Below are 25,538 nucleotides of genomic sequence, written 5' to 3'. Positions count from 1 at the left end.
TTCATGGAGCGGCGCAGGTTTGCAAAATTGCCAGCGCAGCCGCAGCCAGGCGCCGGCGATCAAACTGCTGTTCGGCCAGCGCGCGCGCATTGCGGCCAGCCTGGCGGGTAAAGTCGGGATTGTCACACAGATAGGCAATTTGTATTGCCAAATCGCCCGGATCGCCGGCGCGGGCGTAACGCCCACACTGATGCTCAACTACCAGCCGCTGTAACCAGCCTGGAGTGTTGACAATGACCGGTCGCCCTGCTGCCAGGGTATCGAAGAGTTTGTTGGGAGAACAGGTAGCGAGTACTGGCACTGCCTTGAAGATCGTCAGACAAACATCAGCGGCAGCTACCAGATCGGCCACTTCGGCTTTGGGCAGCGGATCGAGAAATTGCACATTGCGCAGGTTGTACTGACGAGCCAGCTCTTCCAACAATGGCCGCTGCCGACCCTGCCCGGCCAGCGCGAGCATAATGTCATTGCGGCCCTGATCCTGTAACACACGCGCAGCTTCGATCACCTGACGCACATCGTTGGCTTCACCCATCGTGCCGAAGTAGAGCGCAAGAAAGGCCGGTTGACCGAGTCGCTCACGCCAGTTGCAACCGGTGCGTTGCGGATGAAAGAGGTCGAGATCGGCAGCGTTGGGAATGACGCTAATCTTCTCTGGCGGAATGCCAGCATCGATAATGCCCTGACGCATTCCTGGCGAGAGCGCAATGATATGGCGCGAATAGCGATAGATGACTCGTTCCAGCCAGCGCGCCAGCAGGATCAGAGCCGGATGGCGCAGTGCCCCCATCTGAATCGGCGCTTCCGGCCACAGATCGCGCACCTCAAATACCAGTGGGGCACGATGCCACCAACTGGCTAGCATACCGGGAATGCCAATCGTTAACGGCGTGCTGGTTGCAAACACTACGTTGGGCCGCTCGACTCGCAACACCACCAGCAGGCTTGCCAGCGCAAAAAGGATAAACGCGATGATCCGCTGCCCGTAGCCGATTGCAGTCGCGCGACTGTAATCGGCATAGCCGGCGCGCACCTCGATGACCTTAATGCCATCAACTTCGCGCTGGCGCCACCATCCACCTGCCCACGGCGATTGACGTTCGGCAGCGGTAACCATGGTCACCTGATGGCCCTGCTGCACAAAGAAGCGGGCAAATTCGTAAGAACGAGTGCCGCCAACGCCGGCGCGAGTGGTGAAGTATTGGTGCAGGTAGAGAATGTGCATCGAAAACCACAAGCAATAGTGATATACGCGATAATAGTTAGCCAGCACATAGTCGCGTAGCTGCGCCAACAGTTAAACCGCTCTCAACCATCTAAACGACAGGAGGCACCATCTTGCGCAACCAGATCGTTACTCCAGATCAACTTCACGCACCACGTGGCGCAACTTGCCCGCAGATGTGCGCGGTAATCGTTCGACAGTTTCCCATTCAATCTGCATTGCCGGGCCAAGGTAACGTCGGGCAGCCTCAATCACTGCCTGCATCGATGCAGGGACAAAATCCGACGCAGGCACGACCCGAATGACGATGCGGTCGCGCGCTACCTGCGCGATTTGGCTCTCTTTGATCCCCACTCCTGGCTTGGTAACGTGGCTGAGCCGGCCTATCCAGCGTCCATCGGGTGTCTTGATTCGATCATCGATCCGGCCTTCAATCGCCAGCCACGACGGATTGTGCCGACCACACGGACAATCATCGGCGGCCACCATAGCCAGATCACCGGTCTGGTAGCGAATGAAGGGCGTTCCGGTACTGGCAAAAGAGGTCACCACGATCTGACCAGTTTCACCGGGAGCGACCGGCTGAGCATTGGCATCAACCACCTCGGCGATTGCAGCGCGGCTGAGCGCGTGATAACGACCATGCTCGCATTGCCAGGCCATTTGCCCGATTTCACCGGCGCCATACGTCTGCACCATCGGGCAGCCGAATGCCTGCTCGACTACAGCTTGCTGCTCGCGTGAAATTCCTTCGCTATCGCTGATGATGGCGCGCAGGCGTGGCGGTTGATCGCCACTTTCAAGGATGTATGTCGCCAGCAGATGCCATGATGTTGGATAGCCGGTACCATAGACAACCCCGCTCTCGCGCAAGGCGCGCAGGTAGTGAGGGTAAAACTGAGGCGCGAGATGGTAAGCCGAACACTGCAATTGGCGATAAAGGTCGATCCAGATCCAGAACGGTGGTTGAGTGCGGCTGTAGGGCGTCACATACGCGCCGGAGAAGCGGGCGCGCGGTTCGCCAAAGCGACAGCCGAGCGCCACCAGCATAGCGTCGGCAGGAGCTTGATGATTACGAGTTGCTTCGCGATCCAGGTAGAAGGTGAGGGGTGTTCCGGTTGAACCGCTCGTCTTGCGCGGCCAGAGCGCGCGTCGGTTGAGATCGTCGGCAACCAGCGCAAAGGGATCGCGACGGATCTGCTCTTTTGACAGTAAGGGTAATGCGCTGAGTTCAGATAGATGAGATAACGGACGATCGGGCAAGGTACGCCGATAGTAGGGCACTCGCCGCCGCGCTTCGGCCAGCAGGCGGTTGAGCTGCGCAAGTTGCCATGCCTCTTGCTCGTCTCGCGAACGGTAATACCATCTTGGATCGTGCGCAGCAACCAGCCGCCGATAGTCGCCGTGACGGCGAAACCACTCGCGGCGCGCGGCTTCCGCATTGACCAGCACCCGTTGCAACCAGCGCGGCGCAGCATCGTAGATCTGTTGTTGGGCGGGTAGATGGAGCAGTTTCATCGCAGTACCTCAAAGCCTACTACCTGCACGCCAGAGACGGCTAGCCGTTCGACCAGCGTCGGATCGCGAAAGACCTCGTATTCGCGCAGACGGGACTCGGTCAGACCGCCAAACAGTTCCGGCAGCACTCGCGTTGCCGGGTGGATAACCAGTTCGACCGGGTTTGCAGGCGGCCATGGCACTCGCGGAATGATCCGGTCAATCGCCGCCTTGCCCGGCCCATATCCGGGTGTGCTGACCACGCCAGCCGGCATGCGCATTCCCTGTTGGGCTGCCGTTGCAACCCAGCGCGCAATGATCTGCCCTTTCAGCCAGTAGATCGGATGGGTCAAATGATAACGGAGCGGCGAGCCGTGGCGTGGCGCGGTAATACGCCGATGTGAACGCATTGCCGGGATACCGAGCTGGCGCGCTACTTCCACCACCAGTGGAAAGAGGCCGGGCAAGACGTGGACATTCTGATGCGTGTTCCAGAAATCGGGCTGACCGGCCACGGCCACAAACCGTTCGTACTGGACCTGCAATTCGGTGCGCACTTGTTCGGGCGCAATTCGCCGCGCCAGCCAGCGCCGCCGAAATTCTGGCGCCGGCCAGAACTGTCCATTCGCAGCCAGCAGATCGGGGACCTGCGTCGGCGCTGCCGCCGGCACGCCAAGCGTCAGCGTCCAGTGAATCCCAATTGAGGCTTGCGGAACATGCCAACGAAGCTGCGCAGCATCGGCATAATCGGTCATATTGGTCATGACGCATGTCGCGCGCAATGCTCCGGCAGCCAGACACTCTTCAATTGCCCGATTCACTTCCGGGCACATACCGTAGTCGTCGGCGGTAATGATAAGTTGATGAGTCATGCCGTTGTGGTTCATAGCAATTCTGAATACAGAGCCAGGAGATGCTGCGCTTCGCGCTGCCAGTTAAATTCATTAATCACACGCGCGCGCCCCTCTTCACCCATTGCCCGGCGCAACGCCGGATCGTCGAGCAAGCGGAGAATCGCTTCTGCGTAAGCTTCACTATCGTCAGGCGCAACCATCAAGGCGCAGCGACCATCGCCAACAAATGGGCGACTCGGCGGCAAATCGCTCAGCACAACCGGCATACCGAGCGCCATGAATTCAAACAACTTGGTAGGAATATTGTGCTGAAACTTGGGCAAATCAGGCAACGGAATAAATCCAATCCGGGCCTGCCGCACCCGCGCTGCAACCTGATCGTGCGGGATCATGGTCGGGTCAAGCACAATATCGGCCTGCAAGTCGCGCCGCGCCAGCTCAGCCTGCGCCCACGCCGCTTCAGGACATTTGCCGAAGAAGAGCCAGCGCGCCCGCCGACCGCGACGGCGCAATGCTTCGGCAACGGCAAAGGTCACTTCCAGATGGTAGCGCGGAATCGTCCCGTGATAAACCAGATCGAACGGCGCATCGTCAGATGGTGGCGGCTGATTCAGGAACAGTTCGAGCTGAGGAAAATTGTGAATGGTTATCACCCGACGGGCCTTGAACCGGTGCATATAGAGATCGGCCACGCCGCGATCGGCGGTGATGATCGCGTCAAACGAACGCGCTGCCCGGTATTCCAGCATCGTCATCCCTGATTCCAGACCGGCGCGCGCGAACGGATGCAGATGACGTTTTTGCCGGATGTAGGCAGTGTTGTTTTCGTGGCAATCAAACACAACCCGCGCCCGGGTGGTCGCCTTGAGCCATAGTCCAAGCGGGATCAATTCGGGATCGTGCAGATGGTAGAGATCGGCCTGCAAACGGCGGGCCAGCATTGCCGCGCGTTGCATTCGTTGCCAGCGCTGACCGATTGCCAATCTCAATCGCTGAACCGACGGGATTCCGACACTGTGAATCTGCACTTCTTGCCGTTTAAGCTGCTTCACCGGCAATGGCGCCAGTAAATGCGTCTCGTAACCAGCCGCAGCCAGAGTGGCGCACTCGCGGTAGAAGATACGCTGGTCAAATGGCTGGTGAACTGTTGAAATATGCACAACCCGGCGAGCAGCCATCAAAGGCCGCTTAGCCGGGCGCGCCATCGTTCGGGTAACAGCGGAATCATCGGGTAGAAAAGAGTGCGGTTGAGCCATCGCATGCCCCCAAAGACCGTTTCGTACAGGCGCCTTTCCCACGGCGCATAGACTGTTGCCAAAGCGCGAGCGCGCTCGGCGTCTCGGCGCGGTGAAGCCTTGGTGCTCACCCCGCCGCCATCGAAAATAGCCACTTCCTTCGCCAGGTGATAGTAACGGACCCGCCGACGCAACACCATATCGAGCAGGTAAGCGTAATCGGCCAGAATACGGTAGTCGGTCGCGAAGGGGCGGTCGAGGTAGATTTCGCGCCGCACAAACCAGACCTGTTGACAGATCATCTTGCGGTAGAGCCAGAAGCGAGTGAGTCGGTCGGGGTAACGAATCAGGCGTCCCTCACCGGCGCGACCGATGCCAAGATGAGGATGGTTGACAAACGAGCGCACATCGCCATAGAGAAAGTCGGGGTTGCCGCTCCGTGTCAGCGCTTCGGCGACGGTAGCGAGTACATCTGGCCCGGCAAAACGATCACCGGCGTTGAGGAAGCAGAGATAGCGACCACGCGAATGAGCAATGCCCTGATTCATGGCATCGTAGATCCCGGTATCAGGCGATACGATGACGCGCACGCCAAGGGCCTGCAACCGCTCAATCGTGCCATCGGTCGAAACACCATCTTTCACCAGATATTCAACATCGGTAAAGTTTTGCTCCAACACGCTGCGCGCCGTCTGTTCAGCATCGGCTGCGCTGTTGAGCGTAATCGTGATTACACTGAAGAGAGGCTGGCTCATGTAGCATCTCCCGAACCGATGGAACGCTGATAGCGGGTCAGTTGCTCTTGATAACGCCGGCGATGCTCAGGAATGAACTTGCGCTGCATTGTGGCAGGTAACCGCTGCACCAGGGCCGGCGGCACCTGCTCACGCAGGAATTGAATCAGGCGACTTCGCGGTCGCCACCAGATCAGGTAGATCAGGTGGTTGCGCCAGGCGCGCAGGCGTTCACGTCGGCAGGCCACCTGCACCATCCGGGCATAACGCGGATCGGCCAACAGACGCTCGATGTCATCAGTGCGACGCAGCTCCACCTGTACCTTTCCGGCAGCAATATCGGCGCGCAACGCTTCAATTGCCGGTGGATGATGACCGGTAAAGCGGGTCAACCAGTTTTGCGTGCCATACTGATCCATGATCCGCAGGCCATTGCCTGGATGCACTTCACTCAGCAGATCGAGATTCTTCTGCAAACGACCGCGTTCACGTTCCCAGGGCTGGTTTTGGTAGTACGCGCCTTTGCGAGTGAACTGATGGGGAAAGACCATGTAGTAGTGATACATCCAGACGCCGAATGCATCGGCGTATCGCATACGGCGGCGCGTGATGTCGCGCCCCTGTTGATCAACTATCGTTGGCGGACGATGGGTATCGTAACGAAACCCAGGCTGCCAGCGCAAGACGCGGCGATAACGCCCCCATGGTTCCCCTTGATACTGGCGATGCCAGAACAAGCCACCATCGACCAGGTAATCAAATCCGCCCCAGAAATGATAAGCGCGAAAACAGAGACAGGTGGTATCGGGATGCTGTTGCAAAAACGTCACAACACGCGCCATGTCAGCCGGGTGGTAAAACTCATCGACATCGATCTGCCACAGCCAATCACCGGTCGCGCGCCCAGCATAGGCGCGGCTCTGTTCATCTTTCTCACCCGGCCAGAAGCCATTGGCGTGACCACACATCTCGGCAGTGACGATGATCAGCTTATCGTCGGGATCTTCTTCCGCCTTGAAGCGGTAGAGTGCCTCCAGGGTGCCATCAATTGAATGACCGTCTGCTGTGGCGGCATGGGCGGCGCGGGGACTGGCGCCTTCAGCAACGATAATCTGGTGAGCGAAAGGGTAGATCGCGCGCAGGTTATAGCGCAGAAATGGTTCGCCATTCAGCACAATCATTCCGAAGGTAATTCGAGGTTGGCCGCTCATACCGTGCCTCCTGCCTGCGCCGGTCGCAAACGCGCGCGCGGCGGCATCGGTAATGGCTTCGGCATCGTCTCTACCACCACACCACTACCCAACGCCCAGACTGCCCACAGCGACCAGTGCAGATGAGCCGTGATCATCGTATTCCCTGAAGCCTGTCCATGCACCAGGGCAAATACGAAGATGGCGAAGAAGACGATCCGCCAGACAGCGCGGTCATCATCGGGGGTTTGCGCCCAGACCACCGGCAATCGACGCAGCGCCCAGATCAGATAGCCCAGGAAGAACACCATGCCAACCAGACCCTGATCGGCCAGCGTACCGATAAACAGGTTATGCGACCAGAGCTTCTGCTCGAAACCCCAACCCCATACTGGCGATGCCAGGAAGTAATTCCAGCCGATTTCCCACAAGCCGCCACGATCCTCGAAGATGTTGAAGGACTCTTCCAGACCACTCTCGCCTTCGCGCACTACGAGATGTGGAGCAACTTGATAAATCAGTACCACTGCCATCACGATAGCGGCTATTATCAGCGGTACCCGCCAGGGCTTGCTTCCCTGCCGGCTGAGCGCCCAGACAAAGATGAGAGCAGCCGCTACCCCTGCGCCACTCAGTGACTGACGTGCCCCGGTGAGGAAGACGCCATAGCCACACCAGAAGGCAACTGCCGCAAACAACATCATCGACCATAGATGACGAGCCTGCAGAAATAAGCCAAGTCCAAGCACGAAAGCGATGCTGAGGTGGTGGGAGAAGTAGTTGTATTCGCGAATGCCAAGGTTTCGGTAGGGCAGCGACGAGAGACCGGGATCGCTCAACAGGTAGCTTAGTGGAACCTCGATGAAGCGCAGCGCCGCATAGAGACCATATGCGCTGGTTAGAAGATAGGCGATTGCAAACCGACGGGCAGCGCTGGCATCGCGGATTGTCATCAAAGCGACCAGGGAACCAACGATAATGTAGAGGATCACCGGGCGCAGGATCGACATCTTGTCGCGCAGATCGAACTGGAGAAGCACACAGAGCGCCCAGGCCCACCACAAACCCATCCAGGGTACGATCCACGTATCACCGGTTGGGAAGATCTGACGGGTCGTCAGATCGAGCCGGTTGGGTAATAACGACCAGGGTCGCGCAACGTGCAGATAGCGGATTAGCGCCAGCACGATGGTTGCCAGCAACGGCCAGGTCGCAGCGAGCGGCCCCACGAACACAGTGCGCGTCCAGAGCGAAACCGACAAGTAGATCGCCAACACAATCTCAGGCCGTCCGCGCCATACTGCATACAGGCCGATCAGGCCCAGCAATGCCAGCTCAAGTGGGTTCAGAATGATTGGGCCGGTAACAATCATCGCATCGCCTTACTAGAATTCAAAACCATAAGCGCGATGAAGCCGGTTGCGCAGGCTGGCATGCTTCTGCCAAATCCACCAGAGCACGCGCAAACCTGCGTATTGATGAGTCGTCAATGGTTGTCGGTAGCGGCGCTGCAACAGAGCATGCTCACGCTGCCAAACCGTCTGCCAGGTGGCTGTTTTGGCTTCTTCGTGGAGCCGAAAATCACCCAGCGGCGGCCCTGGTAGCCGCCGGGCAGGGCCAGCGGCGCTCAGCCGAATGAAGAGATCGCGATCCATGCAGAAGCGTAAACTGCGATCAACACCACCCACCTGTTCGTAAACGTGACGCCGCCAGAAACATCCCTGCTGCGGCCAACGATGCACACCGAGCAGAGCGGTAAGCGTTGCGTTCGGCGGCAGAGCAAAGATCCGTGAGATAATCTGACCATTGGCATCGATGAAGTTTACATCGCCACTGGCAAAGGCCAGCCAGGGTCGTTCGGCAAAGAAACGACCTACCCGTTGCAGTGCTCCGGGTTGCAACCGATCATCAGAATTGATCCAGGCCAGGATCTCGCCGGTAGCGAGCGCGAAGCCATCGGCCAGCGCCGCCGATTGACCGCCATCAGGCTGTGATTGCCAGTAGCTCAACCATGGCGCGTAACGACGAATAATCTCGACACTGCCATCGCGACTCCCGCCATCCATTACGATGTATTCAAGGTTGGGGTAACCCTGCAACAACACCGAACGGATCGCCTCTTCGAGGTACTGATCCTGCTGATACGACGGGGTCACAACCGTGATGCGCAGCCATGGCCGGCCATCGGTCATGAGCGGCGAAGCCGGTGGCGTCGCCTCCGTCCACGGCCATCCCCGTCGCTCAGGCGGTGGCGGAGGGAGATCGGTTAGCGTCGGCATAGCCTGGATGATCGTTGCCATATTAACCTGCCTCACCTACAGCCCGCATAGCAATCGACGGTTCGCGATTAGCCCGGTACCATTTGATGGTAGCCCGCAGCCCTTCGGTAAAGGTTGTTTCCGCCCGAAAGCCAAACCGCTCCCAGGCCCGCGACACATCGAGCTTGCGTCGCGGCTGACCATTCGGTTTGCTGGTATCCCAGACGATCTGCCCGCGAAAACCGGTCAGATCGGCGATCAGATTCACCAGATCGCGGATGCTGATCTCATAACTACTGCCAATGTTGACCGGATCGGGATCGTCGTAACGTTCGGTTGCGAGCAAGATTCCCTCGGCAGCATCAGCAGCGTAGATAAACTCGCGGGTCGGCGAGCCATCACCCCAGACCACAATCTCGCGATCGCCCCGTTCTGCGGCCTCAATGCATTTGCGGATCAGGGCAGGAATGACGTGCGAGGTTTCGAGATCGAAATTATCGCGTGGGCCGTAGAGATTGACCGGAAGCAAGAAGATTGAGTTAAAGCCATACTGCTGACGGTATGCCTGACCCTGCACGAGCAGCATCTTCTTGGCCAGGCCGTAGGGCGCGTTGGTCTCTTCGGGATAACCATTCCAGAGATCGTCCTCTTTGAACGGCACCGGCGTGTACTTCGGGTAGGCGCAGACTGTGCCGATGGTGACAAACTTGCTCACCCCAAATCGCCAACTTTCGTGCAGCAACTGCACGCCCATCATCAGATTGTCGTAGAAAAACTCTGCCGGATGCTCCCGGTTTGCGCCGATCCCGCCAACCCGCGCCGCCATGTGAATGATGATGTCGGGACGGGCATCGATCAGCAACTGGCGAATGGCATCAACCTGGCGCAGATCGTAATCGCGAGAACGCGGTACCACGACCGCGCGCGCGCCGCGGGCATAGAGCCGGTCAACGACATACGAACCGAGAAAGCCAGCTCCGCCGGTAACCACCACGCGCTTCGTTTGCCAAAACTGGCGGCTATCAGGCCAACGCTGCGTATCAAGCTGCATAGGATCCTCGCTGTGGAATGAATGAAGCAGGTTTATCGAACGATCACTCCGGGAGCCTCGTTTCCTACTGGACGATAAATTGAGCGTTGCGATACTGGCTATCAAGCGCGTCTTTGATCACTCCGTTGAGCAACACATCGGACACCTCGCGAATACCTTGCTCGACACTGATGCGGGGCCGAAAACCGAGTCGCTCGCGGATCTTGGCAAACGAAACCCGGATGTCGCGCATATCACCGCCAAAGGTCAGGTCCTTGTATTCGATGACCGTGCCGGCGATGTAGCGCTGCACCAGCGCAACAATCTCATCTTTCGTATAATTGCCCTCCTCACTGCCGACATTGAAGATTTCGCGATTGACAATGGCCGGCGGAGCATTCAGGCCCAACAGGATGGCATCGCAAACATCGCGCACATGCACGAACGAACGGGCATACCCGCGCTGATAGATGATCAGCTTGCGGCGTGTAATGGCCTCGAGCACAAACTGGTTAACGATCAGATCGAAGCGGGTGCGCGGCGAGATACCGAAGAGCGTGGCAAACCGGAAGAGGATCGGCATCGTGGTTGCCCCGTTCGTTTGCTCACGCAGAAACTGTTCGGCAGCAATCTTGGTTTCGGCGTACAGTGATTGGGGGTTGAGCGGCGACTCTTCGGTTACCGGCGCGCCATCAGGTGACAGGCCATAGTTGCTGTAGGTCGATGCGAAAACAAACCGGTCAACGCGAGCCGCATCAGCGACAGCAAAGACACGCTTCGTGCCCTCAAAATTGTACCGCCACGCCACCTGTGGCCCAACCGTCTGGCAGGCAGGAAAACCAACGATAGCAGCCAGATGGATGACGGCATCGAACCGGGCAGGCGGCAGATTTCCCACCGCAATGCCCTCAGCGCTGACCCTTAGTGTCGCCGGATCGCAGACATCGCCCTTGGCGAAACGGAAGCGCGGATGATGCCAGTAGCCGAGCAAAGAAGCTCCACCGAACAGAAGATCATCGACAACCGTCACTGACCAGCCTTGATTCAAGAGCACGCCGGTCAGCAATGAGCCAATATAGCCAGCCCCGCCGGTAATCAAGGCATGGGGATGTGTCGTCGTTGTCATTCTGCCACCTCCTCAATGGTTAATTGCTGGCCGAGAAGACGACCTGAGCATTCATGTTCCAGCGCAGTCGTGGATCCCAACTATCAGGCTCAATCCGCACGGTGTACGTTGTGCCGATCCCTGTCTCCTGACCAATTGGTTCGATATAGCGCACTCTGCCGCTGAGACGCACATCAGGCAAGGCAATGAAACTGATCGTCACCGGATCGTTTTCTTTGATCAGGCTGACGTGAATTTCACTGAGTTCAGGTACCACAATCTGCCATTGGTCAAGCGTAGCGATAGTGAGTACGCGCTGGCTAGCATCAACCGTCTGACCCGGTTGCACAACGACACTCACCACTGTGGCATCAATCGGCGCGCGAATCTGGTAGCGTTCGCGATTCAACTCGACCTTCCGCAACTCAATCTCGGCGCGCTCGATCCGGGCTTGAGCGAGGGCAATCTGCGCACTGAGCGGCGGCGCAGTCAGGCGAGCCAGATCGGCTTCGGCCTTGCGCAACTCGGCCTCGTAGACGGCTACTTCATTGGGATGATTGACCGTCAATTGCGCTAATCGCGCTTCCGCCTGCAAAATTCGCTTCTCAGCCGCAGCAATCTGATCGGGCGTCGGCGGACGCAAGGCTTCGGCCAGTAAAGCTTCAGCCTGATCAACCTCGGCGCGGTAGGCAGCAATCTCGCTGAACTCATTCTGACGCACCGTCTCGAGCGCCACGCGAGCCTCTTGCAAACGTCGTTCAGCATTCTCTACTGCGCGCAACAACCGCGTTTCGTTATCGATTTGAGCCTGGGTCAATTGACCACCCCCGGCCACGATCTGCTGATTCATCCACGCGACGCGTGAGTAATCATCCTGAGCATTGCGCAGCTCATTTGCCAACCGCTCGATCTGCGATTCGAGCTGGGTCTTTTCGCCAGCCAGGTTGTTAATTCGGGTCTGCAATCGGGCGCGCGCTTCGGCTACTGACGCCTCCAGGCGGGCGCGGTCCTCAGGTGTGATCCCCTTTTGTATGCGCTCGAGTACTGCGCGAGCCTCGCGCAACTCGGCCTGAGCAGCCGCTATGTCGCTCTGGGTGACATTAGTGCGGCCATCGGCCAGTCGCGCGCGCGCGCGGGCAATCTCGGCTTCGGCCTGCTCGATCTGTTCGGGCGTGGCGCCACTTTGCAATAATTCATAGTTGGCCCGCGCCTCTGCCAGAGCTACTCGCGCTTCCGCTACCGCCAGATCGAGGGCGCGAATGTCGAGACTGGCAATTATATCGCCGGCGCGCACGCGATCGCCTGGTTGCGCCAACACCTCAGCCACTGAACCGGCGTTCACGAAGCTTAGATCGAGCACCGTAACCGGTTGGACACGACCACTGGCAATGAGCGTACCGTTTACGATTGCCGGCGCTGTCGTGGGCGCTGCTGCCGGCGCTGTCGTGGGCGCTGCTGCCGGCGCCGTTGTGGGCGAGCGATTCGGTTCGGGATCAGCTTGCTGGCTGCACGCAGTCAGCAGCAGGGAAATCACAACGACGAGCGCTAACCAGTAACGTCGCATAGCTTCAATCTCCCACTTCACCGACGATTTCACTCCGATTCGCCACCGGCGCCTGCGTGGACAGTCGTGAACGTTGTGGCGCGAGGAGAGGAAACCGGCGCCACCGACGCTTCACACCGTTGAATGCAATGCCCATACACGGAATATCAGTCTGACGTAGCAGATCGATCATTTGACGCAATTCGCTCTCGGTGGTTTGACCGGATCGCACTACTGCCAGAGTTGTATCTACCGCGCGTAGCAGCAGAGTTGTATCGGCAAAACTTAACAACGGCGCGCTGTCGATGATGATGATTTCAGCATACTGACGCAACGATGTCAGCACCTTTTCCAGGTTTGACCCGCCGAGAAGCTGGGATGGGAGACCGGCTACATTCCCTGCTGTCAAGAGGTAAAGGCCGGGTTGAGTGGTCACACGCAGAAACGGCTCGATCACCTGCGCAGTGCCGCTAAGCAGATTGGAGAGGCCGCCCTGATTGGGTAGATTGAAAAAGGTATGCAAAATGGGATTGCGCAGGTTGGCATCAACCAGGATGACCCGGCGACCGGTCTGCGCCAGCGCAACGGACAGATTGGCGGCGGTGACGCTGCGCCCTTCTCGTGCCGCTGCGCTGATCACGGCAATCAACTGCAGTTGCGAGGTGGCAGCCAGCGCGTCAAGATGAAGGCGGAACATCCGGTAGGCTTCAGCTTCAGGTGAAGTTGGATCGTTCAGCGTCACAAGCTGCGCAGCCGGCGATGCTCCTTTCAACTTACCGATTGCCACCAATGGCCGCCCACCACCGCGTCGATCCAGATCACCTTCATCGCCGATGCGCGTGTTGAAGTAGTCGTACAGAAACCCGATGGTCAGGGCGATCAGGATGGCGATAAAGACACTGAGCGTAATATTGCGGGCATAATCAGGGCTAACCGGATTCCGCTTGGCATACGCCGGATCGACTACGATTAGACTGGAGTCTTGCGCGTAGGGATTATCCAGTAGATCGCGTTCGAGCGCCTGAAATGAAGCGACAATCGCATCGGCTAACACTACTGCGCGTTGTCGATCAGTATCTTGCACGGTCAGCAGGAACAGTTCGGTTTTGCCTACATCGGCGGTGCTGGCGCGAACTGCCAGTTGTGCAGCAGTGACCCCTTCAACCATGCTGGCGGCACGCTCAAGTACCGGACGCACCAACAACAATTGCCGCACCGTTAAGGAATACCGTTCCCGCGCGCGGAGATCGTCAAATGTTGGTGAAGGTCGGGCAAAATTACCCTGATCTTGATTCACCATCAGCATCGTTGAAGCCGCATATAAGCGGGGTTGGGTCTGCGAATAGGCATAACCTACTCCGGCGCCAATCAAGCCACAGATAATGATGAGCCATGCCCACCGCCAGACAAAGAGCAGATAGTTCTTTAGTTCCAAGATCCCCTCCTGGCAACGCCATCACGTCAAGAGACGCGCATTGAGTGCCGCGAAACGGTCGAGCAGAAAGGTCTGTGGGAGCGTAGGAAAAGCGAGTTGATACAGACCGACTGGGATACATCAAACATGGTATCCGATCACGCACTTTTGTTGTAACCGGATCACGTGACAGTGTGATGTCCCCAGCCAGAATTCGTTATAACAAAACATTCATCCAGCCAGAGACCGGTCAGAAAGCTGCGGCAATCTGTCGGTAGAGGTTCAGATAGCGCTCGGCTTGCAGCTCCTGCCGATACTCAGCAACAGCCACGGCGCGACACTGGCGACTCATCATCAGCCGCTCAGCGTCGTTGCGCAAGAGACGGCGAATAGCGTCCCGCAACCCATCCACATCGCCTACCGGCGCCAGCCAGCCTGTCTGACCGGGACGCACCATCTCGCCGATTCCGCCAGCATCGAAGCCGACGACGGGTGTAGCGCACGCTAGTGCCTCCAGCACTGTACTCGGCATATTATCCTGGAGCGAGGGAATGACAAAAAGGTCAGCCGCGCTGTAGACAAGTGCCAGGCGAGCATCATCTTCGATCACGCCAAGGGGGTAATGGGCGATCGGCGCAGCAATTGATGGCGGATTACGCCCAATCGATACCAGAGCCAGATCTGGCTCATCGCCCAATCCTGTCAATGCCGCCGCCAGTTGGGTAAATCCTTTTCGTCGATTATTGACCGACACCGCGACGAAGAGCACGATCCTGGCCTGCGTCGGCAACCCCAACGCTTGACGTGCCTGAATGCGATCAGTAGGGGCAAAGACGGTGGTATCGAGACCGTTTGGAATGATATGCACCGGCAGATGCCCAAAGAGTGAGCTGCGCTGCACTTCGTCAGCCATCCACCGGTTGAGGGCGACGATGTGCAACCGACCTGGCGGCACTTGCGCCAGCGCCGCTCGTTTCCGCGCCCAGATCTGGTATGAGAGGTCGCGTTGATCGCGTGAGCCGAGTTGCGGGCAAGCGCCACAGTTTGCAGTGTAGCGACCGCACCCTTCGTCATAGTGACAACCACCGGTAAAAGGTTGTTGATCGGAAAGCCGCCACACTACCGGCACTCGCCGGGGTACGAGCCGAAAGAAGGACGCATAATCGACGAAACCGGCCACCCAATGCAGATTCACCACATCGCACGGCGGCAATGCGCGGGCCAGCGCGCTTCCGTAGCGGCTCCGATCATCACTGAACGGCTCGAGGCCGGCTGGGCGAGTGGCCAGATACGGTTTCATTGCGCGGCGGATCTGCCAGTTCCGCCAGCGTTGTAACCCTGCCTCAAACCAGTTGCCCGCCGGAGGCATAGCACGCACCGTTGGATCGGCGCTGCGCCGGCTGGCAACCAGCATCTGCGAATGACAGCCGAGCGCAAGTAACGCCTGATGCAAACGATAAGCGGCCCGCGCCGCGCCACCGCTGATGTCGTTTGCGCTAACGTGAACAATTCGCATACAACTTTATCGCGCCGCCAATCGACGCCGGGCAAATGCGCCGACTGCCGGCAGCGAATAGACGATCTCGGGAAGAACACGCCGGTAATAGGCTGGAATAAAGGGCAGAGCGAATCCCGCTTTCAACCAGGCGAGATAGTGCTCGCGTCCGCGGTAGAGTTGGCGCCAACGCCCATAGTACGTTGTCCAAATCACGCGGGTGATGGCTGCTCGACATGCAGCCCATTCCTGCGGATACTGCCGGGCATAGGCGCGCAGCTTCGGATGCTGGTCGAGAAAGGCCAAAAACTGGCGCGACGCGCGAGCCAGGCTGGTCACACTGACCGACTTACCAAAGCTGGTATCGTAGATCCGATGGCGAAAGATTGCCCGGTGGCAGTAGACGATACTGCGATCGATGCTCAACGCCACCAGTAAAGCGTTATCAACGCCATTCCCGCCATCAAAATTGGGATAGCCACCAACTGCGCGCAATTCAGCCGCGCGAGCCAGATTGGTGGTAAAACAGACAAACTTGTGTTCGTTTCGTCCCCAACGAGCGATCCAGTCAGGACCGCTCATCACCGAAGGCGGTAATGGTCGGTCGGCGGTTGAGCCGACCACGCGGTTTTGCTCATCGAGCACCTCGACCCGCGAGATTGCCGCCGCCGCATCAGGATGCGCTTCCAGGGCAGCAACCATTGTTGAGAGATAACCCGGCGCTAATTCATCATCATCACTCAACAAGACAAAGTAATCACCGCTGGCAGCAGCCAGTAACTGATTAAAGTGGGGGACAATCGGCACTGATACCGGGTTTTGCCGAAATATGAATGGGCGTGGATAGTTAGCGCGAACAAGGTTTAACACCGCATCGCCATTACACCCATTGTCAGAGACGATCAACTCAATCGCCGGATAATCCTGCGCAGCTACCGACCGAATTGCCTGCGCAACGTAGGTTAATCGTTTGTATACCGGGATGGCTACCGTGATCGTCGCCGCCATGCGTCACCTCATTGTTCATTCTACCTGAATGTGGTTGGTATCAGTCACCATTCGTTCGCGCACAATCCGAGCCGGCGCGCCGACTGCAATCACGCCTGCCGGCAAACTGCGCGTCACGACGCTCCCCGCGCCCACGACGGTTCCGGCGCCAATTGTCACACCCGACAATACGACCACGCCGTATCCGAGCCAGACATCATCTTCGAGCACGATAGGGCCTTTGCTGGTGAGCGGTTGACTCCCGATTGGCTGGCCGGCCATCGTGCTGTGGTCATAGGGGTAGAACGCACATTGAGGAGCGATCTGGCAGCCACGCCCGATAACAATCTGTTCAACATAGGCCGAGAGCTGGCAGCGCGGTTGAATGCCGGTGCGCTCGCCAACAACTAGACTGCCACCGCGTCCACATTCGATGATGGTGTCGCGATGCAGTTCCACGTAATCACCCAGATCGACCACGCCGCCATCCTGACGTTGGTAGATGACGACGCCATCACCGATGAAGACGTGGCAACCAAGACGAATGCGCCGTCCACTGAGTTGGGCCGATGGCGCGACATAGCCTTTTGGATAGCGATGGGCCAACGCCACCCGCGCTTTGTAGGGAGCATATGGTAAAGCTGCCAGCCACGTGGCAAGCTTGCCCAACCGATCGGGGCCGGCGCGCCGCATCCATAGATCGCTCCAGAAATGAACCAGCCGGTGACGCATAGTCTCACATTCCTTTTGGTCATCGACATCTGCATCAGCAGAACACCCACGCAACGACATCGTATGGCGCGTACCGTCACGTCAGGCAAAACGAATAAACCAGAACTCACTCACAGTAGCCGGCGGCGAGCATACCGGCCCGGTGATACTGCCAGAACAGCTCCTCATCGGCAGGCGAAAAGAGATTGCGCCAGTCGCCAGAGCCACCTTTGCGCACAAAGAAGGGAGTTTCTGCCCCCTGCGCTGCCCGCTCCTTTGCCCGCATGCGGTCGAACGACGAAGCTGCCACGGCTGCGGCAATCTGTTCATCACTCGCCTGCATACCGCAAAACGCGAGGATCCGCCGCACTTGCGCCGCAGTGTCGGCATAGAGGTCTTCGTATTTCACGACCAGCAATTCGCAGTCGCTGCTGAGCCAGCCCAACACGTGATCTGACCAGCGCCCCCAGTAGATGTCACCAACGATGATCTCGGTGAGCGTCACCGGCTTATCCGAACGCTTATTGCGCCAGTGGTAATACGAGGTCATTGCATCGCGCCCATCGCGCGCGATATAGATCGCCCGGCGAAAGATGGAACGGTAATGAAGATGGGTCTTCACGAAACGCGGTCGCATCTGATTGAAAGGAGTGGATGGATCGGCCATATACGCCAGATCACCCTTAATATGGCTATCGGGCACGAAACGACCGAATCCTTTCAAGGTCAACTCTTCGCCAGCCAGCAGATTTGCCAGCAGGAACCGCACCCATGTATTGCCCGATTTTGGAAACGAAGCCAGATAGTAAAAATCGGGCTGTGGCTTGAAACCGAGATCGGCGTGTGGCCCTCTGATCAATTGACGCAAGGTGCGACGCGCGCTACGGAAGACATCCAGCATACTAGACCTCCAAAAAGCCTTTTTCTTCCAGATACCGAATAATCTTGCGCGCATTCTCTTCCGGCGTGACATCCGTCGTCGTCAGGGTTAGTTCTGGATTCACCGGTGGTTCATAGGGATCATCGATACCGGTGAAACCACGCAACTCGCCCCGGCGCGCTTTGGCGTACAATCCCTTCACATCACGTTGCTCACACACCTCGATCGGCGTGTCAACAAATACTTCAATAAACTGATCGCTGCCGATCATTGCCCGACACTCATTACGTGCCGCCCGGTATGGACTGACTGCCGCGCAGATAACCGCGCCACCTGCTTTGACAACCGCGCTGGCCACAAAGCCGATCCGCAAGATATTGGTATCGCGATCTTCCCGTGAGAAGCCCAAACCCTTTGACAGATGGGTGCGCACGACATCACCATCGAGAATGGTTGGCGCGCGACCTCGCTCGAGCAACAGGATATTGAGGATTGCGGCAATCGTTGATTTACCCGCCCCGCTCAGACCGGTAAACCAGACACAGAAACCCTGGCGGTGACGCGGTGGATACATCTGGCGCAGAATTTCTGCCGTCTCTGGCCGGGTAAACCACTCGGGCAATAGCCGCCCTTTGGCCAGATACTCGTCACGCACCTGCGTGCCGGAAATACTTGCAATCTCAGCTCCTGATGGCACTTCATCTACCGGCACATACCGGCCTTCCCGCTTGAGATAGACCAGTTCGGTGAACGGTATCATCTTCACGCCAATTTCGGCAGCGTAGCGCGCCAGCAACTCTTGCGCATCGTAGGGGCCGTAAAATGGCTTGCCGTGGCTATCGTTGCCAGGACCTGCATGATCGCGACCAACGATGAAATGATTCGCGCCGTAATTACGGCGAATGATAGCGTGCCAGACCGCTTCACGCGGGCCGGCCATCCGCATCGCCAGTGGCAAAAGGCTGAGGAGCGTTCGGCTCTGATCATAGTATTTTTCCACTAGCAAGCGGTAGCCGCGCACACGTGTGAAGTGATCGATATCACCGGGTTTGGTCATGCCAACAACCGGATGGATCAGTAGACTACCGTCAACCTGCGCTGCCGCGCGCTTCGTCAGCTCTTCGTGAATCCGGTGCATCGGATTGCGGGTTTGAAACGCGACAACGTTGGGCCGTCCCATTGCGCCGAGCAGACGCCGCACTTCAGCCGGCGCGCGCCGCAGGTCGGTGAAATCGTAGTAACGAGGTAGATTGAGTACCCGCAGCCGTCCGGCGGCATAGTATTTGCCCCAACGCACCATCTCGGCTACCAGAGGGTGACGAGGGTCGGTCGTGCCCAGCACTGCCAGCGCTTCGCGCTCAGCATCCCAGCGGTAGATGTCGCTCAACTCTAGAATCGCCAGCGGATTGTTATGAACATCGCGCAGCAAAATGCGATCGCTGCCGAAATGACTCTGCTCAACCGGTAACGTCACCGGAATTGGCCACAACGTACCATCGGCCAGGCGCATCTCCTCCAGAACTCGCTCATAATCTTCGCGCCCCATGAAACCGGTCAGGGGTGAAAATCCGCCGGTAGCGAGCAGTTCCAGATCGCAGAGGCTCCGCATCGAAATCTGGATGGTGGGTAACCGTGAGGCTTCTTCGAGCAGATCGAGCCGCTCTTCAGCGGCAACCATCAGATCAACCAGGCAACCACCGTAGGGCGGAATAAGCAGAGAGTCGTGATACATATTGGTGTAAGCTTTCTGAGATGTCGGCATAAACATCTGAATCCTGTGGAAGCTATCGAGCCGGACGAAACCACGGCACGCGCACCGGCCTGCCGGTACGGATGAGTTCCGGCACTGTCACAAAACCGTATGTAGTGTGCGACAGGCGCAGCACTGTTGCCAGCGCCTCGATCAGGGGTGAGCGATCGACAGCAGCCGGATCGCGAGGATTGGCCAGCCGGTCGTGCAGTAAAATGATGCTCCCCGGATGAAGCTGTTGCCGCAACCGTTCGGCCAGTTGCGTAGCCGGCTGCGCCACCCAATCTTCGATATGGCTTGTCCATCCGGTTACTTCGTAACCAAACAGGAATACATCGAGTCGCGAGCCATACGACTGGCCGCCGTAGGGAGGGCGAAACAGAGGCACTCCATAAGGCGACAAAGCCCGCCGCGCCATCCACAACTCACGCCAGCGCTGCCAGCGCGAAATTTCCGGCATCCGTGCATGATTGAAGGTATGATTGCCGATGGCGTGACCGGCGGCAGCGATTTGGGCGACCAGCGCGCGCTGGTCAACCGCATGTCGCCCCAGCAGAAAGAACGTAGCGCGCGATCGATACTGCCTTAGCAGATCGAGTATCTGAGCCGTGTAAACCGGATGCGGCCCATCGTCGAAGGTCAGGGCCACTACCGGTTCATTCGTTTCTACCCGCACCAGCGTACCCAACAGGCGTCGTCCAACCGGACGCAGCCAGCGTCTGACCAGGCCAGGAAGGGTAGTGGTGGCGCGCTGAATATTCTGCATAGCCTCCCTTAGATAGCCAGCGGCGGGCATCGATACTTTAAACTTCCCTGCAACAGCCCGATTAACCACGCATTCATGCGCAGCCACTCGGCCAGATGCTCGCGCTGCCTGATTTGAATGGCGCGCCCAAGATGGCGTACCCAGCGCCGCGTATACGACAACCACAGTGACAGGGCGCGGCGGGAATGCATCTGTTCGTCGCCATAACGCCGGGCCAGAATCACATTGGCTATCGCCCGCTCGCGCGTCTGGCGCAGCATACCGCCGAGGGTATCACGATAGCGCACATGGACTACCGCTTCCGGGGCAAATGCCAGCTCAACCTGACCCTGCAACTGCACGCGAAAACAGTAATCGGTATCCATCAGCCGTAGCAAGGTCTCATCGAAACCACCCACCTGTTCATGCAGCGTCCGTTCGATGGCCAGACCAGAACCACCAGCATGGGGCAGGTAAGGAGGGTACATAACCCGTTGCAAGCCGTCAGCCTGCGGGTTACGCCGGGCGCAACTCAGCCATGAGTGGCGGTTGAGCCGTTCGATTTCAAATCGGGAGGCGACGAAGGGATGACGGTCGAGCGCAGCGCCGATTGCTGCCAACCATCCTGGAGCCACCACATCATCGGCATCAACAAACGCCAGCGCGGTTCCCCGCGCGTGCCGAGCGCCCTCGTTGCGCGCAAAGGCGCCTCCGCGGCGAGCGCTGGCGTCGATAATGCGCAAATTGGGCATGCGCCTGAGAAAATCAGCCGCGACGCGCCGCGAGTCATCGCGTGAACCATTATCGGCCACAATGACCTCCCACGGTCGATCCCAGGTCTGCTCAGCCAGGGCCGTCAACTGTTCTCCCAGAGTCGCAGCAGCGTTGTAGCACGGGATGATGACACTGAGTCGCAGCTCACGTTGCACCGTATTCCTCCTCGCCTACCACGATTCTGTGCATCTCCTTTATGCCAGCAGCAGGTGAATCTGCGCTGATCAGAGCCGTAACCAGACAACTACAATACTGTAATCTTGTCGCGGAGCGGCCCCCGAATTGACCGGGTGGCGTTGCGAGTATCGACGATTGCCGGCGCCAGCTCAACAATCCGCTGATAATCAAAGGCACTATGATCGGTGATGATTACCGCGCAATCACACGCGCGCAGCAACTCATCGCTAAGCGGAACAGTGCGCATCCGCCGGCCATCGTGCAGCTCAAATTCGTCGATGTGGGGATCGCACGGGATCACCTTCGCGCCATCAGCCGTTAAGAGATCGTACACTTTGAAGGCAGGCGACTCGCGGAAGTCATTGACATCAGGCTTGTAGGCAATTCCCAGCAACAAGATCGCGCTACCGTTTAATGGTTTGCGCGCCCGATTGAGCGCCCGCGTGACCAGGTCATGCACATGGCGCGGCATCTGGGTATTGATCTCGCCAGCCAGCTCGATGAAGCGGGTTGTAAGATCGTAGGCGCGCGCTTTCCAGGTCAAATAGAACGGGTCAATCGGAATACAGTGACCGCCAAGACCGGGGCCAGGAGTAAATTTCATAAAACCGTAAGGCTTGGTTGCCGCCGCTTCGATCACCTCCCAAACATTGATACCCATCCGATCACAGAGCAAAGCCAGCTCATTAACCAGCGCAATATTGACAGCCCGAAAGATGTTTTCAAACAGCTTGGTCAATTCCGCTACATCAGGCGAACTGACCGGCACTACCCGCGTGGTGATATAGCCGTAGAAGGCGCTGGCCAGTTCGGTACACTGAGACGTAACTCCTCCCACCACCTTGGGCGTATTCTCGACGCTGAAACCTTTGCTACTGGTCTGGCCAGGATCGATCCGTTCGGGTGAGAAGGCGAGAAAGATCTGCTCGCCTACCTGTAACCCATCACGCTCAATCCGTGGTTTGATCAACTCGCGGGTCGTACCGGGATAGGTTGTGCTCTCCAGGATCACCAGTTGACCAGGACGAATATAGGCCGCAATCTCATCGCTGGCCGCTTCAACGTAGCGCATATCAGGCTCGCGAGTCGCATTGAGAGGTGTTGGCACACAAATAACAAGAATGTCACATTCGCGCAAGCGGCTCATATCGGTGGTGGCCTCAAGATGGCCGGTCGCGCGCAAGGCCGATAATGCCTCACCTGATACATCACCGATATAACTCTCACCCCGGTTAACCTGCGCTACCCGCTCGGCGCTGACATCAAAACCCAGCACCGGGAAACCAACCCGTCCGGCCCGTTCTGCCAGCGGTAACCCAACGTAGCCCAGACCAATCACTCCAACTCTGGCTTCGCGCCCGTGAATTCGGTTCATTAATGTGTGGAACATAGGGCAACGATACTCCCTCTTGCAACGGTATGAAGCGCATGTGGTCATTATAGACGAGGCACGCGCCGGCGGTACCATAAGACAAATCCGAAGCTCGCAATCACCACACCGGCTACGCCACCAACGCCGAAAGCGAGCCATGCCAGCCGGGAGCGCAGGGCAGTAGCGAGGTATGCTGTCCACCCGCTCTGCGCGCGCGGTGGCGCCAGGAGATAATCGGCTACGATGGCTGCCTCGGCTTCACTCACGCCAAGATTTGGCATTTGCGAACCGCGATTATCCCAGCGCGGTTCGACAATCTGGTTGATAATCCATTGTCGGATGGCCGCTTCGCCTTCCAGCGCCAGGACGGCTGCTCGCGCCGATCGTGTCGAAACCCACGGCTCTTCTTCCAGTTGATCGAGTTCAGCCAGCAGTTGACGATACTGCTGATTGTTCAGGCGCGCCTGAATGTTGGCAATGAGCAATTCACGACTGAGTGGAGGCCCGGCTGCGCCGCCAAACCCGCCATCACCGTTGATCTGGTGGCAACCTAAACAGCCACGCTCACGAATAATCTGACGTGGATCTTCAACCTGGGTGGGACGGTAGGGGTAGCTATTGGTCGGATCGGGAATAATCTTATACACGGATGTTTGCCCGGCCTGATTGGGATAGATCGGCGCAAAATAGAGACCATCCGGCCCGAACGCCAACCCAACTACCATCTGTTCTTGCGTGCCTCGAAAGCGCAAGAAGTAGTCGGGCACTGCCATCACCTGGTTGCGTTCCATATCATAGGCGATGCGCACGATGCCGGGCATTTTGCCGCGCCGCACCGAACCGGCCATGCCAAGGAAGAATTTGCCGGCATTGGAATCGCCTAATAAGGCATTGTCTGGGGGTAAATACTGCAACGTTGTTGGAGCCAGACTCGGTACCCACACATATGCCGCGCGTAGATGAATACTGTTCTCCTGGCCATTCCAGCCGTAGTCTTCACCACGCTGGACTTCAACAAACCGGTCGGTACCGACCCCATTATCGCCGACAAACACCCGATTGTTCACGACTCGCAGCGCATACGGATTGCGAAAACCGCTTGCCCATACATAATTGCGCGCTTTGGTAACGTCGTCGTCCACGTAAAACGGATTGTCGGACAACGGCTTGCCATCGAGATCCATGCGGTAGATTTTGCCGACCATCTGATCAGGATCGCGCGCCAAATGCGGCTGCCACGCTTCCCCAATCGCAACGAAAAGCTGATTCCCAACCACCTGGCAAGCGCCAATATGGTGAGCCAGACCCGATTCATAACTGGCGAAGACTTCAGTGAAAGCAACGAAGCTGTCGGGTGATAGCGCAAATGTGCCAGGCTTTGTTTGATAACGCACAATATTGTTGCGCATCCGCCCATTAGCATCGTTGTAAAGAAACGTGACAAAAATGTAACCATTCGCCGGATCAAGGCAGATACCACCCATGCCGCCTTGTCCTCGCCCTGAAGGAAGTTCTTCTGTCGGCTTAAACTGAAAAACATTTTCGGCAAAGGTGAAGATACTGCGATCATTCGTCACCACTTTGATCGCGCCGCGCAGCTCGGTGACGAAGTAGAGTGGATCCTTCGGATCAGGGCCGGGCTGGGGAACAAATGCGATTGCGCTGGGAAACTGATAACCTGTCGTATCTTCGACAATCGTAAAACCTGTGGCAACGGCCCAATCACTACGCCAGTCAAATGTCGACGTCTGCGCCTGCGCCATGCCGGCCTGTGCCACAATGAGGGATAGCGCAAGCCATCCGATCACAAGCCAGTTCATTCGCATATCAGTCTCCTGGAAGGTATGGTTTAGTAAGCCAGTAGATGACAATTCCGCCGACCAGCATCGTCAGCGCGCTGGCCAGCGCCATTGTCTCGCTGAGTGGCTGTAATGCCACCAACTGCGGCGCGTACCCGATGATGAAGGGAGCAGACAGCACTGGAAGCATGAACCACCAGCGCGATCCACGCCATGAAGCGCCAGCCAGAGCTACTGGCAGGCTGAAGATAATCGCTAACGCAATTGACCAGCCACCAATCTGATGGGTTTGGATCGGGAGCCAGCGATTGATAAATGCCTCGCCCGGACCAAAAGCGTACCATTGTGGATGTCGATGACCATCGACAAACAGGCGAGCGGTTGTACCGTCATAGCTGAACGCCAATACTTGTGGTTGCTCATCGGCAAAGACATTGGCAAATCGCAGCACCGGTCGATCATCTGCCGGACGAGTGAGCGGTAGCCGCATCCGCACAAGCAGATCTGGCCCAGACTGAATCAAACTGATATTGTGGCTGTCGATCTCACGACCATAATTCACCATCAATCCTTCAACCAACCGCTCCGGATCGCGCGGCGCTACCTGTGCCACCATTGTCAGCGCGCCTGCGTCGGCAATTGCTGATGACACGACGGCCAGCGGTTCACGGCTCATCAGCCAGCACTGATAACCCACCCCCATCCCCTCAGCCGTCACCAATGGACGCCCCTGCGCAACCAGTGGGCGCGCCAGCGGGCCGCT

General features: G+C 57.9%; 21 protein-coding genes and 1 pseudogene. All 22 read right to left on the bottom strand.

Translation table 11 applies throughout. The annotated features are described in order from the left end of the window. Window position 1: 1 nt before the first annotated feature. Window positions 2–1,294, bottom strand: a complete 1,293-nt coding sequence (locus Q0650_RS03065) for a glycosyltransferase family 4 protein (protein WP_298815799.1) — start codon at window positions 1,292–1,294, stop codon at window positions 2–4. Window positions 1,295–1,354: 60 nt separating this feature from the next. Continuing rightward, window positions 1,355–2,743, bottom strand: a complete 1,389-nt coding sequence (locus Q0650_RS03060) for a phenylacetate--CoA ligase family protein (RefSeq protein ID WP_298815797.1) — start codon at window positions 2,741–2,743, stop codon at window positions 1,355–1,357. Next, window positions 2,740–3,594, bottom strand: coding sequence for a carbohydrate deacetylase (locus Q0650_RS03055; protein ID WP_298815795.1), 855 nt, complete (start codon window positions 3,592–3,594; stop codon window positions 2,740–2,742). The genes Q0650_RS03060 and Q0650_RS03055 overlap by 4 nt, the downstream gene beginning before the upstream one ends. An 11-nt stretch (window positions 3,595–3,605) precedes the next feature. Beyond that, a complete protein-coding gene (locus Q0650_RS03050; RefSeq protein WP_298815793.1) occupies window positions 3,606–4,754 on the bottom strand; it encodes a glycosyltransferase family 4 protein in 1,149 nt (382 codons plus the stop codon). Beyond that, complete coding sequence (locus tag Q0650_RS03045; RefSeq protein WP_298815791.1) at window positions 4,754–5,566, bottom strand: glycosyltransferase family 2 protein; 813 nt, start codon at window positions 5,564–5,566, stop codon at window positions 4,754–4,756. Before Q0650_RS03045 ends, Q0650_RS03050 begins: the two co-directional genes overlap by 1 nt. After that, complete coding sequence (locus tag Q0650_RS03040; RefSeq protein ID WP_298815789.1) at window positions 5,563–6,756, bottom strand: glycosyltransferase family A protein; 1,194 nt, start codon at window positions 6,754–6,756, stop codon at window positions 5,563–5,565. The genes Q0650_RS03045 and Q0650_RS03040 overlap by 4 nt, the downstream gene beginning before the upstream one ends. Further along, a complete protein-coding gene (locus Q0650_RS03035) occupies window positions 6,753–8,108 on the bottom strand; it encodes an O-antigen ligase (protein ID WP_298815787.1) in 1,356 nt (451 codons plus the stop codon). The genes Q0650_RS03040 and Q0650_RS03035 overlap by 4 nt, the downstream gene beginning before the upstream one ends. A gap of 12 nt (window positions 8,109–8,120) precedes the next feature. Continuing rightward, complete coding sequence (locus Q0650_RS03030; protein WP_298815785.1) at window positions 8,121–9,035, bottom strand: glycosyltransferase family 2 protein; 915 nt, start codon at window positions 9,033–9,035, stop codon at window positions 8,121–8,123. Between the two features lies 1 nt (window position 9,036). Beyond that, window positions 9,037–10,044, bottom strand: a complete 1,008-nt coding sequence (locus Q0650_RS03025; protein WP_298815783.1) for a GDP-L-fucose synthase — start codon at window positions 10,042–10,044, stop codon at window positions 9,037–9,039. Between the two features lie 64 nt (window positions 10,045–10,108). Continuing rightward, window positions 10,109–11,149, bottom strand: a complete 1,041-nt coding sequence (locus Q0650_RS03020) for an NAD(P)-dependent oxidoreductase (RefSeq protein WP_298815781.1) — start codon at window positions 11,147–11,149, stop codon at window positions 10,109–10,111. 19 nt (window positions 11,150–11,168) lie between these two features. Next, window positions 11,169–12,725, bottom strand: a complete 1,557-nt coding sequence (locus tag Q0650_RS03015) for an efflux RND transporter periplasmic adaptor subunit (RefSeq protein ID WP_298815779.1) — start codon at window positions 12,723–12,725, stop codon at window positions 11,169–11,171. Further along, the gene (locus Q0650_RS03010; RefSeq protein WP_298815777.1) at window positions 12,697–14,106 is read right to left on the bottom strand and encodes a polysaccharide biosynthesis tyrosine autokinase; all 1,410 of its coding nucleotides are present in this window, start codon (window positions 14,104–14,106) and stop codon (window positions 12,697–12,699) included. The genes Q0650_RS03015 and Q0650_RS03010 overlap by 29 nt, the downstream gene beginning before the upstream one ends. Before the next feature lie 229 nt (window positions 14,107–14,335). Beyond that, window positions 14,336–15,601: a glycosyltransferase family 4 protein gene (locus tag Q0650_RS03005; RefSeq protein WP_298815774.1), complete on the bottom strand. Its 1,266-nt coding sequence runs from the start codon at window positions 15,599–15,601 to the stop codon at window positions 14,336–14,338. A 6-nt stretch (window positions 15,602–15,607) separates the two neighbouring features. Continuing rightward, window positions 15,608–16,588 carry a glycosyltransferase family A protein gene (locus Q0650_RS03000; protein ID WP_298815772.1) on the bottom strand — a complete coding sequence of 327 codons (981 nt, stop codon included), beginning with the start codon at window positions 16,586–16,588 and terminating at the stop codon, window positions 15,608–15,610. Between the two features lie 15 nt (window positions 16,589–16,603). Beyond that, on the bottom strand, window positions 16,604–17,299 hold the full coding sequence (locus tag Q0650_RS02995) for an acyltransferase (protein WP_298815770.1): 696 nt from the start codon (window positions 17,297–17,299) through the stop codon (window positions 16,604–16,606). A gap of 106 nt (window positions 17,300–17,405) precedes the next feature. Then, entirely contained in the window at window positions 17,406–18,179 is a 774-nt protein-coding gene (locus Q0650_RS02990; RefSeq protein WP_298815768.1) for a sulfotransferase domain-containing protein, read from the bottom strand. A 1-nt stretch (window position 18,180) separates the two neighbouring features. Beyond that, complete coding sequence (locus Q0650_RS02985) at window positions 18,181–19,890, bottom strand: bifunctional sulfate adenylyltransferase/adenylylsulfate kinase (RefSeq protein ID WP_367280791.1); 1,710 nt, start codon at window positions 19,888–19,890, stop codon at window positions 18,181–18,183. A gap of 52 nt (window positions 19,891–19,942) precedes the next feature. Beyond that, window positions 19,943–20,674 carry a polysaccharide deacetylase family protein gene (locus Q0650_RS02980; RefSeq protein ID WP_298815764.1) on the bottom strand — a complete coding sequence of 244 codons (732 nt, stop codon included), beginning with the start codon at window positions 20,672–20,674 and terminating at the stop codon, window positions 19,943–19,945. Window positions 20,675–20,682: 8 nt separating this feature from the next. After that, the gene (locus Q0650_RS02975) at window positions 20,683–21,582 is read right to left on the bottom strand and encodes a glycosyltransferase family 2 protein (RefSeq protein WP_298815762.1); all 900 of its coding nucleotides are present in this window, start codon (window positions 21,580–21,582) and stop codon (window positions 20,683–20,685) included. Window positions 21,583–21,671: 89 nt separating this feature from the next. Beyond that, window positions 21,672–22,994 (bottom strand): nucleotide sugar dehydrogenase, encoded by a 1,323-nt coding sequence (locus Q0650_RS02970; protein WP_298815760.1) that lies wholly within the window; start codon window positions 22,992–22,994, stop codon window positions 21,672–21,674. Window positions 22,995–23,041: 47 nt separating this feature from the next. Further along, window positions 23,042–24,802, bottom strand: a complete 1,761-nt coding sequence (locus Q0650_RS02965) for a sorbosone dehydrogenase family protein (RefSeq protein ID WP_298815758.1) — start codon at window positions 24,800–24,802, stop codon at window positions 23,042–23,044. A gap of 1 nt (window position 24,803) precedes the next feature. Next, window positions 24,804–25,538: pseudogene (locus tag Q0650_RS02960) on the bottom strand (VanZ family protein); the annotation flags it as partial.

It is taken from the genome of uncultured Chloroflexus sp., assembly GCF_937129525.1.
GTDB lineage: Bacteria > Chloroflexota > Chloroflexia > Chloroflexales > Chloroflexaceae > Chloroflexus.
This window is presented reverse-complemented; position numbering and strand designations above follow the sequence as displayed.

Excerpts from the sequence above, each read along its gene's own strand:
- Q0650_RS03060 (WP_298815797.1), bottom strand. The coding sequence starts at position 2,743 with ATGAAACTGCTCCATCTACCCGCCCAACAACAGATCTACGATGCTGCG.
- Q0650_RS03055 (WP_298815795.1), bottom strand. The coding sequence starts at position 3,594 with ATGACTCATCAACTTATCATTACCGCCGACGACTACGGTATGTGCCCG.
- Q0650_RS03050 (WP_298815793.1), bottom strand. The coding sequence starts at position 4,754 with ATGGCTGCTCGCCGGGTTGTGCATATTTCAACAGTTCACCAGCCATTT.
- Q0650_RS03045 (WP_298815791.1), bottom strand. The coding sequence starts at position 5,566 with ATGAGCCAGCCTCTCTTCAGTGTAATCACGATTACGCTCAACAGCGCA.
- Q0650_RS03040 (WP_298815789.1), bottom strand. The coding sequence starts at position 6,756 with ATGAGCGGCCAACCTCGAATTACCTTCGGAATGATTGTGCTGAATGGC.
- Q0650_RS03035 (WP_298815787.1), bottom strand. The coding sequence starts at position 8,108 with ATGATTGTTACCGGCCCAATCATTCTGAACCCACTTGAGCTGGCATTG.
- Q0650_RS03030 (WP_298815785.1), bottom strand. The coding sequence starts at position 9,035 with ATGGCAACGATCATCCAGGCTATGCCGACGCTAACCGATCTCCCTCCG.
- Q0650_RS03025 (WP_298815783.1), bottom strand. The coding sequence starts at position 10,044 with ATGCAGCTTGATACGCAGCGTTGGCCTGATAGCCGCCAGTTTTGGCAA.
- Q0650_RS03020 (WP_298815781.1), bottom strand. The coding sequence starts at position 11,149 with ATGACAACGACGACACATCCCCATGCCTTGATTACCGGCGGGGCTGGC.
- Q0650_RS03005 (WP_298815774.1), bottom strand. The coding sequence starts at position 15,601 with ATGCGAATTGTTCACGTTAGCGCAAACGACATCAGCGGTGGCGCGGCG.
- Q0650_RS03000 (WP_298815772.1), bottom strand. The coding sequence starts at position 16,588 with ATGGCGGCGACGATCACGGTAGCCATCCCGGTATACAAACGATTAACC.
- Q0650_RS02995 (WP_298815770.1), bottom strand. The coding sequence starts at position 17,299 with ATGCGTCACCGGCTGGTTCATTTCTGGAGCGATCTATGGATGCGGCGC.
- Q0650_RS02990 (WP_298815768.1), bottom strand. The coding sequence starts at position 18,179 with ATGCTGGATGTCTTCCGTAGCGCGCGTCGCACCTTGCGTCAATTGATC.
- Q0650_RS02985 (WP_367280791.1), bottom strand. The coding sequence starts at position 19,890 with ATGTATCACGACTCTCTGCTTATTCCGCCCTACGGTGGTTGCCTGGTT.
- Q0650_RS02980 (WP_298815764.1), bottom strand. The coding sequence starts at position 20,674 with ATGCAGAATATTCAGCGCGCCACCACTACCCTTCCTGGCCTGGTCAGA.
- Q0650_RS02970 (WP_298815760.1), bottom strand. The coding sequence starts at position 22,994 with ATGTTCCACACATTAATGAACCGAATTCACGGGCGCGAAGCCAGAGTT.
- Q0650_RS02965 (WP_298815758.1), bottom strand. The coding sequence starts at position 24,802 with ATGCGAATGAACTGGCTTGTGATCGGATGGCTTGCGCTATCCCTCATT.